We start from the raw sequence: 15815 nt of genomic DNA, 5'->3' as shown, positions 1-15815 counted from the left end.
CGGGAATATTACCAGCGGTATTTCATACCCAGATTAGCTGCCCACGGCTGGTCAACATCGCTGCCACCAAGGTAATTAGCCCCTGCGTAAACGGTGAAGTTTTTGCTCATGTCGAACTGCCCCCCTAAGCCAACGCGGACAGCGGAACCATCAACGCCATTGTCGATACGGTCGCCATTGATGTTTGCGTCGTTGTTAGCATCCTCATACACATACGCCAGAGTGGCGTAAGGGCTGACTGCCTGACCTGCACCCAGATCGAAGGAATAACCCAGATTACCACCCAGTTCATAACGTATGCTGTCATAAGCCTGATCACTGACATGCATATTGTTGCTCATGCTGTAATCATCATCGCCGATAAACACGCCAGTCATACTTGCGTAAGGCGTCAAATAAGCCTGAGGTGCGAATTGCCAGTCATAACCCACTTTCAGACCAAAGCCCCAGGCATCAGTGGAGCTATCACCTGATACTTGCTGACCGTTGCTCATGGTGCTGTCTGTTGAGTTGCTGAAGTGGCTGTAGCTCAGGGAAGTATCAAAGAATGCGCCGGTGTTGAAGTCCAGACTGGCGTAAACACGTGCTGACTGGCTGTCAGTATCCGCATCCGCATTATCCATAGACAGGCTGGATTTCGCGAAGCTTGCGGCCATACCTACCAGCCACTGCCGCTCGCCGCCCCCTTCGGTGACTTTATCCAAACCAACCATGACGCCATTGACGTCCTGATCGTAATCAATCACGCCGTTGTCGCCGTTTTGCTGACCGCCGAAGTAGTTGACCCACACACCTCCTTTATCATTGCCTTGGGTGTGACGTGAACTGTTCATGCGGGCTTCTAACGTGTCTTGTTCCATATGCCAGGTTGCAGCATTGGAAGAAGGCAGGCTCAGGGCAGCATTAGCGGTAGAGGTAATACCTTGCCTGGCCAGTACTACGGTATCGTCGTACTGCTCTGCCTGATAACGATAAGCACCCAGATCAGCGGTGTTAGCATGAGTAAAGGTCGCATTGCCGCCGTAGATACGGATCAGCTCTTTATTTTGATAATCAGCAACCTGGCCTTCACCTGTCGCGTTATCGATACGGACCTGATAATTGCCGTTTGTTACGCCATTCACGGCCAGATGACCATCGGAGTTGATACCGAGGGTGCCCTGATCATAAATATACTCTGCGGCAGTTTTGTCACGTGCATTATTCATGTCGGCGTTAAGGACATACTCACGACTTCCGATATCGAAAGTACCGCTATCAGTCAGAACCATGTTATGAGTATCAATCTGCCCTAAATCCAGGTTCAGCTCAGAACCGCTACCGACTACAATGGTGTTGGCATAAAGAGAGGCGCTTTCTTCAGTCAGCGATGCCTGACTGCCTGAGTTCAGGTTCAGTACATCTGTTTTAACATCGCCGTGTGCAGCAATTTTCAGCGTTGATGCATTGGTCAGAGAGATGTGATCTGCCAGCAGGCCAGATTCAACGACATTGACCTGAGACCGGTTATTAACCGTCAGGTTGTCAATATTTGACGTTTTAGTCGTGTCCCATTCGGAACCGTTGTTTAGCGCGACATTAAACAGACCGCTTTGATAAACATCATCACCCGTCAGATAGCCGGTGGTACTGCTGAAGACAGAGCCCGGCCAGATGCTGTTAGTGCTGTGGTCATACAAGGCTGAATCCATCTGAACTTCAGAAGTGGCTGCACCAACCCATTTGCTGCCATTGTCCAGCGTCAGATTCAGTTCATCTGTATCATCCCAACCATTGGTATCCGGCACGCCATCGGCATTGCTGTCATGACCACCGACATAATAACCTTCGTCGAAGGTGCTGACAAAATCGACATCACCTGCAATGGTTGAATTATTGAATATGGCATTGGTTTTCATTGCATTATCAGCGGTTGCACTGGCAACAACAGATAACGCAATATCATCAGCCGGAATACCCGTCGCGCTGATATTACCATAATCACTTGGCTTATCCGACTGGCCGTAGAAACCGCTGGTTTGTAATTCTGTGTAAGAACCCGAAGTCAGCACGGAATCATTTACCGTCAGGGTATTATCAAAAGTATTACTGTTATTACTGTCTGTATCAGCCCACTCGTAGCCTTGCGTCAGTGCAATGCCCGCGACGTGAGAGTTATTTTCGATAACGATGTTACTTTCCTGATTCAATGTCACTGCAACACCCATATCGTAGGTATTCAGGGATTCATGGTCGCGAATTTTATTATCATCAGTAATGTCATAATCGAAGTGTTCGTAAGTATCATTAATGGTGGAGTTATCAATGATCAATTGCAAAGGAGACTGGTCATAATCATTACGGGTTGTGCCGCAATCACTTGTCATGCACTCAGAGGTGATCATGCCGTTAACCGTGGTATTGGTGATATTCAACGTGTTGCTGTTATTGCTATCAAAACCGAGATAATGAGTGGAAATAACACCATTAACGACAGCATTATTGATAGAAGAGTCGATGTCTCCGCCAGTATAGCGGGTGTCAGCCCCATCATTATCTACATACCCACGATATCCGATATGACCCGCCAGCGTGGAGTCATGATAGAACGTATCGTAAACGGTGCCAGAAATATCGGCTGACATTGCTACGGGGGCCGCGACTGCAACAGCGCAGGCTAGCGCTATTTTAGAAACGAAGAACTTTTTATTCCATGCATGCATTTATTAATCCCTCAACAAAAAATAGTCAGCATGAATCAGCTGAAAAATAATTCAGCCATTATGCTTTCATTTATATAACTGAAGAGACAGAAGAACTGTTCGACGGCGGGATGATATTTTAACGGGTGGTATAATTCAACAAGGAAGTTCCTGGAAATATCCGCAAAAAGTCACTTTATTTAAAGATGAGCGCAATATTATTGGGTTTATTAATCAACTGTAAAACCAATAATTTCTTTATCTGTTTCTAAATAGCAGTGATAAAGCACGCATGCGAGTAGACTTGGGTAAGACTTACCTGTCTCAGATTCTGGGATGTAACACCAGGCACAAGCCCGGCTATCTTGTCAGTGTAAGGTTTAGGGGAGATATTTGTTTTTAAAATTTTCCGGGAATGCGTTAATAATTTCACGTTCTGTTCTTTCTTTATAAAAATGCCTGGGGGTTTTATTAAGATGTCTATTTTATAGAAATTATCAAAGGTGAGTTATCAGAAGCGCAGGCACGTAAACATGACTTTGCTTGACCAAGATCAAACACGGATTGTCGCTCTATTTATAGATAAAACTTATACATTTTATTGTTTGATTTACGTATGTGATTATTACACATTGTATCGCACGTAAAAGCTATCGCTTCGTTATATTGTTGTTTAGGATATTCGTCGTATTATGTCCTCCTGTTCAGTCAAATGCCGGACGTCGCCTTTGAGCCCTGATAGACGTTTTTTAAACCAAAAGAGACCTGCCATTAAATTGAAAAAGCCTGTTTTCAATGTCCGGAGGATCGTCACGTTCGTTCTTTTCCTGCTCATTTGCATCGGCCTGTATCTGCTGGCCCTAAACAGTTACTGTGATCAGGGGGGCAACTTTGATCTGGGCGTATGTGCAATTACCTCATTCATCCCTTTTTGACGGATGTCAGCACGGCTTACGGTTGGGTAAGAAAACCCTGTTTTTTTGCGAATGGCTTCCCTGACCTGTCGGGGATGGTAAGATGAACGCTCTGAACAGTCAGTGGTAGGGTAGTCAATGTTTGATTTCGCAATGGGCCAAAACAGCCTGGCTTCATTGGTGCTGTGTGCACTTTCAGCACTGTTGTTTGTATTGGTATGGTTTTTTATTAGCCGCGCCAGTGTCAGGGCAAATGAACAGGTTGCTCTGTTACAGGAGATCGCTGAGCAGCAACGCCAGCAGACAGAATTACTTAAGATTCTGGCTGCACAGGTGAAGACTAACGTGTCTCCTGTTGAGGCAGATGATGATTCTGCACTCAGCCTGCGTGGCTTTATTCCCGAAAGATAATTTGGTTTTGTTAACCCGCCTTCCGGCGGGTATTGCCCGTATGCACTTTGGTCCTATTTTCCCTTCTCGTTCTGCATCATCACTTTCATAAAACTGTCTTATTTCTCCGGTAGTCTCCACGCATGTGCCTTGCAGGATGGAACAACTGATGATCAAATGGTCTGAAGAAAATGACAGCGAAGTGAACCACAACATAGCCTTACTGACCGGAGAGGAGCCTGAGAAGTGGTATCCCTATGGCGGAATGAAAGGCAAAGATTATTGCAACAACCCCTCCGATGCGTGGCCGATCATTTGCGCCAACAGAATCAGTATTAATTTTAAAGAGTTACAAAGCGATCCTCTCTGGCTGGCTGAAATAAGCAGTCCTCAGGGGCAGTGGCAGGCGCAAAGCAAACGGCCGCTTCGTGCCGCTATGGTGTGTTTCCTGCTTAGTAAGACTTGCGCATAAACAAAAGCGCAGAGATACTCACAGGGTGACAAAGTTTTGCAAAGAAGTGATTCGAATAAGCGTCGCATAAAGCGATGCGTATCAAGTGATTAATGTTTCCTCATTTTGACAGTTGTGTCTAAGGCGGAGTCCATTATGAAGCGCATCATTAAAGGTGATAAAACTCTCTCCCATCTGGTGGTTGCCCATGCAGCTATCGACAGTCATGAAAAAGCCTACGGCAAACGCCGGCAGGGCTGGCCTTCAACCTATCTCATCAAATATAAAGATGCGCGTGTCGCGGTCGAAGTTGTGACCCGCAGACAGTCCTATGTTGCTACCCTCATGATCGGCGCCAGAAATCTAACCAAACTTTGCGGTATGCCTGCCTGACAGTCAGTCAAATGTTCCCGTTCCCTCAAACCGTGCCGGAGATATCCGCCACGGTTTTTCGTTATACAGGCTTTCTCATCAGACAACGTTGCCGCAAGCTGCCCCGATAGAAAGGCCGTTTCAGAATATGTGACATCAGTGCGATGGCATCGAAGATCAGCAGCAATGTACCCGTGATAACCAAAGCTGACAGCCCCAGCAGGGCCAGCAGGAAGAGTTTGACTGATCCCGGAACGGTCATCCGGCGAAAGCGGGAACGCAGCCATAACCGTCCATATTGTGTCTGGATCTGCATAATATGGGTCAGCCTTGACGCAAAGTGTTTACGTTCACTCTTAGTGTTCGTGATCATAAGTCATCTCCTTTTTGAACATCTACAGTGAAACATGAAGTTATTAAGATTTTCTTAACCCCCCGGCGTGCCTGAATTGCCACATAATTTTTCACTTTCGCTCTGTAGTGTGTTCAGTAAATATGCTAATTGATCCGTATCATGGCTTTACGCTGCCGCCACTAAAAAGTGATCTCATGGAGCCTTATGTCAGCTAAAAACCCCTATTACAATCCGTCAAAAACACATCACACACCAGATGGTTTTACCAATGCTGAGCCCCATAACCGTCAGGAGGGTGATCTCAAACGCTGGCGGAAAGAGCGTAAGGCGCTCCGCCTGCCAGCGCCTCCTGAGAAAGGTTACGAACAATTTACCAGCCAGTGGTGGCAGACTGCCGATTTTAGCGGGTCTGATGATCGTTTGTGGTTTTTAGGACATGCCTGTTTACTGCTGCGTGTTGCCGGGCGCTACATTCTGATGGATCCCGCCCTGTCTGATCGCGCTTCGCCAATGAGCTTCTACGGGCCTAAGCGAAAAACACCGGTGGCGGCGACGGTAGAAGCACTCCCACCGATAGATGTTGTTCTGTTATCCCACAATCACTATGACCATCTTGACCGTGCAACGGTTCGTAAGCTATTACGACGATTTCCGCATGTGCAATTTATCGTGCCTTTGGGCATGAAGCGGTGGCTTAAGCGGCGCGGAGCGCATTATGTCGAGGAACTGGACTGGTGGGATGAGCATCAGTTTGGCGAACTGACGATTACGGCTGTCCCGGCACGTCACTGGAGTATGCGGACATTATGGGATCGAAACCGGTCTCTCTGGTGTGGATGGGTGGTCAGCCATCCCGGTTTACAGTTCTTTTTTTCCGGCGACAGCGGTTACAGCAACCAGTTCGACGTGATCGGACAACGTCTGGGACCTTTCGATTTAGCGGCAATTCCTGTCGGTGCCTATGCACCACGATGGTTCATGAGTGCGCAACATATGGACCCTCAGCAGGCTGTTACGGTGTTTACAGAGCTGCGTTGTAAAAAAGCGGTTCCCATTCATTGGGGTGTTTTTGAATTAGCCGATGAATCTCTGGACCAGCCATTGGCTGAATTAGCCGAAGCCATAAGTCAAAGTAAATCGCCTGAAATCGAATTTAAACCTTTAAAAATCGGTGCAAGCATTTCTAAAGATTGAATATCATTTCCTTAGTCATCAGAGACAGGTAAGCAGACATTTTATTTATCGAATGAGAAGTATTATCACTTGGTGAGAGGGTTCAAATAGCACTTACATTCCGTAGGTGTTATGCGAATGTTAATTATCAGGTTGCTGCGGGTTAAATACCCATTTCTAAGGCAATTTTAACGAAATTCAATATCTTGTTATGAGGCTATCAGAAATTTCCCCTCATGAGTAAAGGTGGTATTTGTCTTTTAAAAACAATCGCTTGCTTACTATTTGTTAAGCCTGCCGGGCTGCGGGTTGTGCTTCATCCCGGCTGCTGCCTTCGGGCAGGTAACGCACTCAGCCGCTTATTAGTAGAAGGCTAATATGGGATTTGGATCACGGTAATTAATATTAGTTTTTCATATTGATATTTAATATTTGAATAAGTCTGCGGTGAGTGTTTGCAAACTGTTATGTTAATTTAACCAAGTCGCAAACTTTAATTCATTATAATGTCAAAATCGACACTATAAAAAATCGCCATTAGAGGGCGTCCGGATTTGGAATTCATTTTCCCTGAAGTCAGCTGGGTTTTACTATTATCAGGACAGGAAGTACAGGTGCACACAAAAGGTGCGTTTAATGATTTTCACCGTTTGTTTTGCACCATTTTATCCATCTATGGCGTAATTGATTATTGCATAACCAGTCATATTGGCAGGCATTGACTTTCGGCATAGGTCTTGTGTGTTGTACACGTCTCCGTAAGCGCTGCATGATGCGCCGCCACCGGCGCTACCCCGTGCTGTAAGGCCTGTGTAGCGATACGCTGTGGGGGCTGGCGTGGAGAGTTTGGGGTGACGCAGACAATAAAAATTCAAATAAAGGTGAGGTTTACGCTTACGGTTCTGCATTAAATGATCAATAATCAAAACAGGTCGTTATTGTTTTGTTTGATATGCAGGTAAAACTGCAAAGCAGAAAAAAGCATGTCTATCAACATATTTCAGCTTAACTGAACACGAAGTGCCTTTAACCGGCTCAAATATGTGCGACATGTCCATCACTGATTAAAAATGGCTTGCCATCGAATTCAGAGTATGTGATAACGCATCTGGGTAAAACGAGGTACAGTTCTGTATATGTGTGGCATTTTCAGTATAGAAGTTCTGAGTAAAGACGTTCACGTTGAATACCGCTTCTCTGCCGATTCTAATCTTAGTGCCTCAAGCAGTAACGACTCTAGTTTGTCTATGTAACGCCGCTGGGCGGTTTAAACAATCCAAAGGAAATACTCAAGATGGCAAAGATCAAAGGTCAAGTTAAGTGGTTCAACGAGTCTAAAGGTTTCGGTTTCATTACTCCTGCTGATGGCAGCAAAGACGTGTTTGTACACTTCTCTGCAATCCAGGGTAACGGCTTCAAAACTCTGGCTGAAGGCCAGAACGTAGAGTTCGAAATCCAGGACGGCCAGAAAGGCCCGTCAGCAGTTAACGTAACTGCAATCTAAGCAGCCTTCGCTGTAAAAAAACCCGCCAAGGCGGGTTTTTTTGTGTCTGCCGCTGAAGCTCAGAGGATCATAATTCCTGACTGTTGGTTACGGCCACTGATACCCGGATGTGTCGGGTTTTGTGCCCGCTGATGGCTGTTACGGCGAAAACTGGTATACCTGAATCCGGTTCCTGCCGAATCGGGCGAGCAAATTGTACAACTGCCGGTATGATCAACGTCTGCGAACCCCAACGCCCGCAATTTGGCTTCGGCAATGGCAGCCAGATCAAGATGACGTTGGTATGGTGTGATGAGTTCAGAAGGTAAATCGACACGTTGTATAAAGGCATCAATCAGTTCCTGACTGACCTCATAACAGCACGCCCCCGCCGCCGGGCCGACAGAGGCAACCCACTGTGCTGTATCACCCGACTGATTAATCCGCTGTGCCATCTTTTCCAGAATGCCATCGATCAGCCCGCGCCAACCTGCGTGTACAGCCGCTATTTCTTTGCCATCTTTACGACAGAAAATCACCGGCAAACAGTCCGCAGTGAAAACGGCCAGAAGAATGCCTGGTGTTGCTGTGATGAAACCGTCGGCTTCGCCGCATTGCTGGCCCGGGACTGTAACATCCACAATCCGTGTGCCGTGTACCTGTTTTTTTTCGGGCCGGGTTGCTTCATAGCGGCGCAGATGTTCAGGTAGTAGCGCCTGTTTATCGCCGAAGCCATGCACAATACCGGGAATTTGACGGAGTAAAGCTGAGTGGTCACTCATCTCGTTTCTCGTTAGAAAAATGTTATGGAACCAGTGTAGCCGCCTTTGAACGGGATTTTCCAGCTGTTGCAACACCGGAACACCTTCTTTAGACTTAACACTATTGCGAATCTTCGCTCCCTCAGACTTTTCTTGCAGGTTTTCCGCATGACTTATCAGTGCCCGCTTTGTTTCCAGCCGCTTACGCTGACCGGTCAGCAATGGCGTTGTCCGGCTAATCATCAGTTTGATAATGCGAAAGAGGGGTACGTCAATCTGATGCCCGTGCAGCATAAACGTTCAAAGCAGCCCGGTGACAGCACAGAGATGATGGTATCACGTCGTGCATTCCTGGATGCCGGACACTATCAGCCTCTGCGGGACCGTCTGACTGATATTCTTGATAAAGCCATCCCGCAAACTGCAGACACATTGCTGGATATTGGCTGCGGGGAAGGGTATTACACGGCAGCATTCGCTGAGAGGCTGATGCCGCAGCGTGCGTTGAGAGTTTTCGGGCTGGATGTGGCGAAAGTTGCCATCCGTTATGCCTCCAGACGATATCGCGATGTGTCATTTTGTGTGGCCTCCAGCCATCGCTTGCCTTTTGCTGATGGTTCGCTGGATGCAGTTATTCGCATTTATGCACCCTGTAAGACGCAGGAATTGTACCGGGCGATAAAACCGGGCGGGTTGGTGATCACGGTGGCGCCAGGGCCGCGTCACTTATACCAACTGAAAGGGCTGATTTATCAGGATGTACAACTGCACACTGATCTTGATGAACGGCTGGAAGGTTTTGACCGGATAAGCACTGAAACACTCGCCTATGGCATGAGGCTTTCCGGAGAAGAGGCATTTAATTTATTGCAGATGACGCCATTCGCATGGCGGGCGACAGAAGCAGTGATGACCAGCTTAAAGGCTCAGACGGCCTTTGAATGCGAGACAGACTTTCTCATCAGAATACATCAGCGTCCCTCAGCGTAAATAACCCAGATGCTCCAGCAGGATGTTTAATCCTATTGCGATCAGCACTGCACCTCCCAGAATTTCGGCCCATTTGCCTAGCAGCGGGCCGATAAAACGTCCGAGCATCATCCCAAGCGTTGACATCACCGTGGTCGCCATACCGATGAGCAGCGCGGTATGTATGATGTTCACATCAAGAAAGGCTAAACCCACACCGATCGCCAACGCATCAAGGCTGGTGCAGACAGCTGTAGCCGCCAGGATCCAGAAACTATGACGGGTTGCCGTCGTCAGGTTCTCTTCCGGCTTATTTTTCAGCCCTTCGATGATCATGCGTACACCCAGAATCAACAGCAGGGTAAATGCGACCCACTGGCTCCATTGCATGATGTACCGGCTGGCTACCAGTCCCAGAGACCAGCCAATCAGCGGTGTGATGGCTTCTATAACACCAAAAATAAGGCCCGTACGAAAGGCTTCCCGAAAGCAGGGACGGTCGAGGGTAGCCCCTTTACCGACTGACACAGCGAAGGCGTCCATAGACATGCCAAAAGCAAGAATAAGCGTAGCGGATATATTCACGAGAGTAGCCCCCAAATGACGGCGAAACCTTACCACACTCTTTTTATCGGGGACAACACCAAATAAAATAGGGTTTTAAATAACGCTGTAGTTTGGAGGGGAATAGAATTTCAGGGACAGCGTAATTAACGACCCTTTAAAGGGTAAGGTTAATTAAATCTCTCGTAAGTATGCATTGTGCTATAATCAACAATGCGTGTATTTATTGTAAGTTATTGATTATTAACCATAATTTTGTATATTTTTTCAAGGTCATCCAGTTCGTTTACACGTATTAATAACTTTTTCTGTTCTAATTCAAATACCAGGATGCCGTCTTCCGAAAGATTCATACTGCGGATCCGATCATAGGTGATGAAGGTGTTGGCGAAATAAAACCCCTCCGGTTTGAACAGTATTTTTGGCCAGCGAATAAAAGAGAGATAAAAAGCAATCAGCCCCAGGCCGATCAATAAATAATTGGTAATAGCGGTGCCATTCGCATGGATATTATTATAGAGAAGGATAGCCAGAAGACCGATGAAGATAATCGAATCGAGTCTGTTGCGGCGGCGCAGGTTGACCCGCAGGCGCGTTTTGCCATTGCGTGTGCCCATGATGAATTCGTCATAGATAGCGTAGGCAAGTAACAGGAGAGTAAAGAGGGCGAGGACGATATCGGTTACAGACATGAAAACTCCGGCTTACAGCCATCAGGCCAAAACAAAATGAAAATCACAAAGATATCAATAGCAGAAATAAAAAAGCCGGGGGAAAATTTCCCCCGGCTTTGAAGGTTATCAGAGACCTAACAGGCCAATCCAGTAACCGAAGATACCGATGGCAAAGAAGCCAACGATGATCCACAACGCATTCACTTTCTTACGCAACAGCCACATGCAACCGAAGGTCAGCAGCAATGGCACCAGACCCGGCATCAGTTGGTCCAGAATACTCTGTACCGTGGTGACGGTGGTATGGCCCGTCTGGTCAGTGATTTTCGACACCACCAGCGGAATGTTAACGTGCGTCCATTTGTTAACCAGCGCCCCCATGACAAAGAGGCCGAGAATAGACGCCCCCTCAGTCAGTTTTTGCAGGAAGCCGCCGCCCATATCGTTAACGATATCGACACCTTTTTTGTAGCCATAAGACACACCGTAGTAGCGGGTCAACAGGCGTACAAGGTTAAACAGAACGAAGAACAGCAACGGACCCAGCAGACTGCCGGTCATGGCGATACCAGCCCCCAATGCAGCAAACACCGGACGCACAGTACCCCAGAAGATCGGGTCACCCACACCGGCCAGAGGCCCCATCAGACCGACTTTCAGGCCGTTGATGGCCGCGTCGTCGATAGGTGCACCATTGGCACGCTGTTCTTCCATCGCCAGCGTCACACCCAGAACCGGGGCAGCAACGTAAGGATGGGTATTGAAGAATTCCAGGTGGCGTTTGATGGCCGCTTTACGGTCATCGTTATTCTCAGGATACAGACGACGAATTGCAGGAACCATACAGAAGCAGAAGCCTAACGCCTGCATACGTTCGAAGTTCCATGACCCCTGGAAAAGGTTGGAGCGCATAAACACACCGCGAATATCGCTGGCCGTGAGTTTTTTAACTTCAGTTTTATCAACCATGTCCTTCACCCTTAATCCAATTCGTTATCGAGATCGTTAACACCCGGTGCCGCCGCCGCTTGCGCGGATTTGTTGTATTTCGGGCTCAACTGGATGTAAAGAACCGCCATCACCACACCAATCACACCCAGTGCAACCAGGTTGAAGTTGGTGAATGCAGCAGTCACGAAACCGAGGTAGAAGAATGGCATCAGATAGCCAGCACGCATCATGTTAATGACCATGGCATAACCTACCACGACGATCATACCACCGGCGATGTTCAGACCGTTGGTGACCACTTCAGGGATAGATGCCAGCAAGTCATGAACAATCGCAGTACCCACGGAAACAGCAACAATCACGGCAGGGATGGCGATACGCATTGCCTGCAGAACCAGTGCTGAAACGTGGATCCAGCTAATCGCGTTCAGATTCCCTTTTTCAGCCGCTTTATCCGCTGCGTGCTGGAAGGCGACGGTGATGGTACGAACGATGATGGTTAATACCTGGCCTGCAGCTGCCAGCGGGATCGCCAGTGCGATACCCGCGCCGACGGATTGTCCGCCTGCGATAACCAGAATGGTAGAAATGATAGAGGCGAGGGCGGCATCTGGCGCGACAGCAGCACCGATGTTCATCCAGCCAAGTGCGATCATTTCCAGAGTACCGCCGATGATGATCCCGGTTTTCACATCACCAAGAACAAAACCGATCAAGGTACAGGCGACTAACGGACGGTGAAACTGAAATTCATCCAGGATTGAACCCATCCCGGCAATACATGCAACAATAAATATCAGCACAATTTGTAGTGTGGTGATCTCCATTGCACTTCTCCTATGACCAAAGGACGCTGAGTATAAACAGGCACACCAGACAGATAACGTTGAGGGAATCTGCCAACAGCAATGCGCTTATTAATTCATTTTATTAATGAGATCCATCATCTTGAGGCGTGAGTCAGTAGAGACTTTGCGCACTTCAAGTTCGATACCTTTTTCATTCAGTTTCCTGAATGCTTCGATATCTTTTTCGTCGACAGACACGGCGTTATTCACCTGAGTTTTGCCCTGACGGAAGGCCATACCCCCGATATTTACGGAGGTAATGTTCACACCTCCTTCAACCAGACGTAAAACATCTGTCGGGTTAGTGAACAGCAACATAACGCGGTCACCCGCGTATTTTGGGTTATCCCAAACACGGATAGCTTTCGCAACATCGACAACATGTGCGGTAACACCAGGAGGGGCAACCTGAGTGAGCAACGTTTTACGCACGGTATCGGCAGCCACTTCGTCGCTGACAACAATAATGCGGGTCACGTTGGTTTCTTTGGTCCAGCGGGTCGCGACCTGGCCATGGATCAAACGATCATCGATTCGGGCAAGGCCGATCTTCATATGATCGTTCGGGCCGGCAGGTTGCACCGGAGCGGCTGCTTTCGGCGCCGGAGCGGCGGCAGGGGCTTGAGCTGCAGGTTCCGGTGTTTTCAGCGCTTTTACGCCGATACGCCCCGTTTCCACTGCAATGGCGACCAGTTCTGCAAAAGAAGGGTTGTCATCGCGGGCCATGAAAGTCTCTGCCAGCATCGGGATGTTAACACCGGTGACAACTTCGTAATTTTCTTTATCGACAACAATACGGCTGGCGGCATTGAACGGGCTGCCACCCCAGGTGTCGACCAGGAAAAGGACGCCGTTGCTGGTGTCTAAACCGCCCAACTTTGCCGTGTACTTTTCGATCAGGGTTTCGGCGTTCTCGCCGGGAACGAAATCAATAAAGGCGACATTATCCTGTTCACCTAAAATCATTTCCGCTGTTTTCAGCAACTGCTCAGCCGCTGACCCGTGCGTGCCGATGATAATAGCAATACTCACTCGCTACCTCCTCTGTTAACTCTCGGAAAGAGTTATGCACATAAGTAATGGTGCTGATGATATCCGCCCGTTTTTATTCCTGAGGCGGACAGGGCATTCCCTGCTTCCTGACTTTCCTTAATTTCTGATAAGACTGCAAAACTGTAAAATGGCAGAACCTCATCGGGTTGTGCGACGTGATTTATTTTAGTGTGCGAAAAAATAATTTTTGTGACGACTGTCCGTTATTGAAAGACGTATTGTGAATACGGTTTCACATTGCACATTAAAACAGCATAGATGTTTCAAATTGATGCCGGAGGTAAAAAAACACTCTTTCTTCACATAATCATTCCTGATAGAGTGATTTTCCGAATAATTGAACAGGAGTACCGGGCCTCAGCCCACCCTATGGACTGTCACCGACGTCGCTATCCTTCGCTTTTTCACCTCATTTTTACTGGCAAATCTGCCCCGATGGGCCTGATTTCTGCCGCACTGAAACCGCTTTCATCTGCTTTTTATGCAGCCCATACCTCCGGACGGTCATCTGACAGCCTGGTGTATCGCGTTTTCGTGCGTCTTTTTTCTTTAACTCATTGCGGAGTCTGATATGGAATTTTTGATGGACCCTTCAATCTGGGTCGGTTTGCTGACGCTTGTCGTGCTGGAAATTGTTCTGGGCATCGATAACCTGGTTTTCATCGCGATTCTTGCCGATAAACTGCCGCCGAAGCAGCGTGATAAAGCCCGTATTATCGGCCTCTCGCTGGCATTGGTCATGCGTTTAGGTTTGCTGTCACTGATTTCCTGGATGGTGAAACTGACCACACCGCTGTTCAGTATTGCGCAATTTAGTTTCTCAGGCCGCGATCTGATCTTGTTAGTCGGGGGGATATTCCTGCTTTTCAAAGCCACTACCGAGCTGCATGAGCGGCTGGAAGGGCATGACGGGCAGGGCACACCGAACCGAGGCTACGCCAGTTTCTGGGCTGTAGTGGCGCAGATCGTGGTGCTCGACGCGGTATTCTCGCTGGACGCGGTGATCACTGCGGTGGGTATGGTGAATAATCTGGCCGTGATGATGACTGCGGTAGTGATCGCGATGGGCGTGATGCTGCTGGCGTCCAAATCACTGACTCGCTTCGTGAATAACCATCCGACCGTGGTGGTGCTGTGTCTCAGCTTCCTGCTGATGATCGGCCTGAGTCTGATTGCTGAAGGCTTCGGATTCCATATTCCGAAAGGTTACCTGTACGCTGCAATTGGTTTCTCCATCCTGATTGAATTGTTCAACCAGATTGCGCGCCGTAACTTCCTGAAAAGCCAGTCCAGTCGCCCGATGCGTGAACGTACAGCGGAAGCCATTCAGCGACTGATGGGCGGAAAACGCCGGCATGAGCATGAAGATGAACCTGATGGCGATGTCGTGCCGGTCAGTGAAACCTTTGCTGAAGAAGAACGGCATATGATCACCGGCGTACTGACGCTGGCGTCACGTTCCCTGCGCAGTATCATGACGCCACGTACCGAAATTTCCTGGGTAGACTGCGAGAAGTCACCGGATGAAATCCGCAGTCAGCTTCTCGATACACCGCACAGTTTGTTTCCGATTTGCCGTTATTCGCTGGATGATGTGATCGGTGTGGTACGCGCGAAAGACCTGCTGGTGGCGCTGGAAAACGGTGAAAGCATTATTGCTTTTGCGGAAAGAACGCCGCCGATTGTGGTGCCGGAAACAATGGATGTCATCAAACTGCTGGCGGTTTTGCGCAAAGCCAGAGGGCTTCTGGTGATGGTCAGTAATGAATTTGGTGTAATTCAGGGGCTGGTGACGCCGCTGGACGTACTGGAGGCTATCGCAGGCGAATTCCCGGACGAAGATGAAACACCGGACGTCGTGGCTGATGGTGATGCCTGGATTGCTAAAGGCGGAACGGATTTACACCTGTTGCAACAAATTCTGGACGTCAAAACGTTGGTGAATGCGGACGACGACTTTGCTTCTCTTGCCGGGCTGCTGCTGTCGAAATCAGGCCAGATGCCGGTTGTGGGGGAAGTGATTGAAATGGCATCACTGCACTTTGAAATCCTTGAAGTGTCGGAATACCGTATTGAACGGGTGCGTATCAGGCATCTGACATCCGACGAAAAATGGGATGAAGACCAGTAACGGGGATTTATTTCGGGATGTAAAACGGCGACTCAGGTCGCCGTT

17 protein-coding genes are annotated in these 15815 nt (G+C 48.3%); 9 read left to right on the top strand and 8 right to left on the bottom strand.

The window, feature by feature from the left end:
- Positions 1–8: 8 nt before the first annotated feature.
- Positions 9–2702 (bottom strand): autotransporter outer membrane beta-barrel domain-containing protein, encoded by a 2694-nt coding sequence (locus ETV65_RS04970; protein WP_129951794.1) that lies wholly within the window; start codon positions 2700–2702, stop codon positions 9–11.
- Positions 2703–3373: 671 nt separating this feature from the next.
- On the opposite strand from ETV65_RS04970, the gene ETV65_RS25305 reads away from it, so the two are divergent.
- From ETV65_RS25305 to ETV65_RS04950, 4 genes are all read left to right on the top strand, one after another.
- Positions 3374–3616, top strand: coding sequence for a PhoP/PhoQ regulator MgrB (locus ETV65_RS25305; protein ID WP_238485812.1), 243 nt, complete (start codon positions 3374–3376; stop codon positions 3614–3616).
- Between the two features lie 117 nt (positions 3617–3733).
- Positions 3734–4006, top strand: coding sequence for a YebO family protein (locus ETV65_RS04960; RefSeq protein ID WP_129951793.1), 273 nt, complete (start codon positions 3734–3736; stop codon positions 4004–4006).
- Between the two features lie 148 nt (positions 4007–4154).
- On the top strand, positions 4155–4457 hold the full coding sequence (locus tag ETV65_RS04955; protein ID WP_129952136.1) for a phage protein NinX family protein: 303 nt from the start codon (positions 4155–4157) through the stop codon (positions 4455–4457).
- A 135-nt stretch (positions 4458–4592) separates the two neighbouring features.
- Positions 4593–4829, top strand: a complete 237-nt coding sequence (locus ETV65_RS04950) for a DUF4060 family protein (RefSeq protein WP_013576199.1) — start codon at positions 4593–4595, stop codon at positions 4827–4829.
- 61 nt (positions 4830–4890) lie between these two features.
- Here the strand turns inward: ETV65_RS04950 and ETV65_RS04945 are convergent, their stop codons facing one another.
- Positions 4891–5181, bottom strand: coding sequence for a hypothetical protein (locus ETV65_RS04945; protein ID WP_129951792.1), 291 nt, complete (start codon positions 5179–5181; stop codon positions 4891–4893).
- Positions 5182–5367: 186 nt separating this feature from the next.
- On the opposite strand from ETV65_RS04945, the gene ETV65_RS04940 reads away from it, so the two are divergent.
- From ETV65_RS04940 to cspE, 3 genes are all read left to right on the top strand, one after another.
- Positions 5368–6357 (top strand): MBL fold metallo-hydrolase, encoded by a 990-nt coding sequence (locus ETV65_RS04940; RefSeq protein WP_129951791.1) that lies wholly within the window; start codon positions 5368–5370, stop codon positions 6355–6357.
- Positions 6358–7472: 1115 nt separating this feature from the next.
- On the top strand, positions 7473–7589 hold the full coding sequence (locus ETV65_RS04935; RefSeq protein WP_071823629.1) for a DUF2627 domain-containing protein: 117 nt from the start codon (positions 7473–7475) through the stop codon (positions 7587–7589).
- Positions 7590–7630: 41 nt separating this feature from the next.
- Complete coding sequence (cspE, locus tag ETV65_RS04930) at positions 7631–7840, top strand: transcription antiterminator/RNA stability regulator CspE (RefSeq protein ID WP_002221949.1); 210 nt, start codon at positions 7631–7633, stop codon at positions 7838–7840.
- Positions 7841–7899: 59 nt separating this feature from the next.
- Here cspE and pgeF read toward each other — a convergent pair whose 3' ends face one another.
- Positions 7900–8601 (bottom strand): peptidoglycan editing factor PgeF, encoded by a 702-nt coding sequence (gene pgeF / locus ETV65_RS04925; RefSeq protein ID WP_129951790.1) that lies wholly within the window; start codon positions 8599–8601, stop codon positions 7900–7902.
- Positions 8602–8748: 147 nt separating this feature from the next.
- On the opposite strand from pgeF, the gene rlmA reads away from it, so the two are divergent.
- Entirely contained in the window at positions 8749–9570 is an 822-nt protein-coding gene (rlmA, locus tag ETV65_RS04920; protein WP_129951789.1) for a 23S rRNA (guanine(745)-N(1))-methyltransferase, read from the top strand.
- On the opposite strand, the gene mntP is transcribed toward rlmA, so the two are convergent.
- From mntP to manX, 5 genes are all read right to left on the bottom strand, one after another.
- Positions 9562–10134 (bottom strand): manganese efflux pump MntP, encoded by a 573-nt coding sequence (gene mntP, locus ETV65_RS04915; protein WP_129951788.1) that lies wholly within the window; start codon positions 10132–10134, stop codon positions 9562–9564. The genes rlmA and mntP overlap by 9 nt on opposite strands.
- A 212-nt stretch (positions 10135–10346) precedes the next feature.
- Entirely contained in the window at positions 10347–10805 is a 459-nt protein-coding gene (locus ETV65_RS04910) for a DUF986 family protein (protein ID WP_129951787.1), read from the bottom strand.
- A 108-nt stretch (positions 10806–10913) separates the two neighbouring features.
- The gene (locus tag ETV65_RS04905) at positions 10914–11756 is read right to left on the bottom strand and encodes a PTS mannose transporter subunit IID (RefSeq protein ID WP_129951786.1); all 843 of its coding nucleotides are present in this window, start codon (positions 11754–11756) and stop codon (positions 10914–10916) included.
- Between the two features lie 11 nt (positions 11757–11767).
- Entirely contained in the window at positions 11768–12565 is a 798-nt protein-coding gene (locus ETV65_RS04900) for a PTS mannose/fructose/sorbose transporter subunit IIC (RefSeq protein WP_101077145.1), read from the bottom strand.
- Between the two features lie 90 nt (positions 12566–12655).
- The gene (manX, locus tag ETV65_RS04895; RefSeq protein WP_129951785.1) at positions 12656–13618 is read right to left on the bottom strand and encodes a PTS mannose transporter subunit IIAB; all 963 of its coding nucleotides are present in this window, start codon (positions 13616–13618) and stop codon (positions 12656–12658) included.
- Between the two features lie 592 nt (positions 13619–14210).
- Here manX and ETV65_RS04890 point away from each other — a divergent pair.
- Complete coding sequence (locus ETV65_RS04890; RefSeq protein ID WP_129951784.1) at positions 14211–15770, top strand: TerC family protein; 1560 nt, start codon at positions 14211–14213, stop codon at positions 15768–15770.
- Positions 15771–15815: the final 45 nt, after the last annotated feature.

Source organism: Rahnella sp. RFA10(1/100) (assembly GCF_004195115.1).
Taxonomy (GTDB): domain Bacteria; phylum Pseudomonadota; class Gammaproteobacteria; order Enterobacterales; family Enterobacteriaceae; genus Rahnella; species Rahnella perminowiae.
This window is presented reverse-complemented; position numbering and strand designations above follow the sequence as displayed.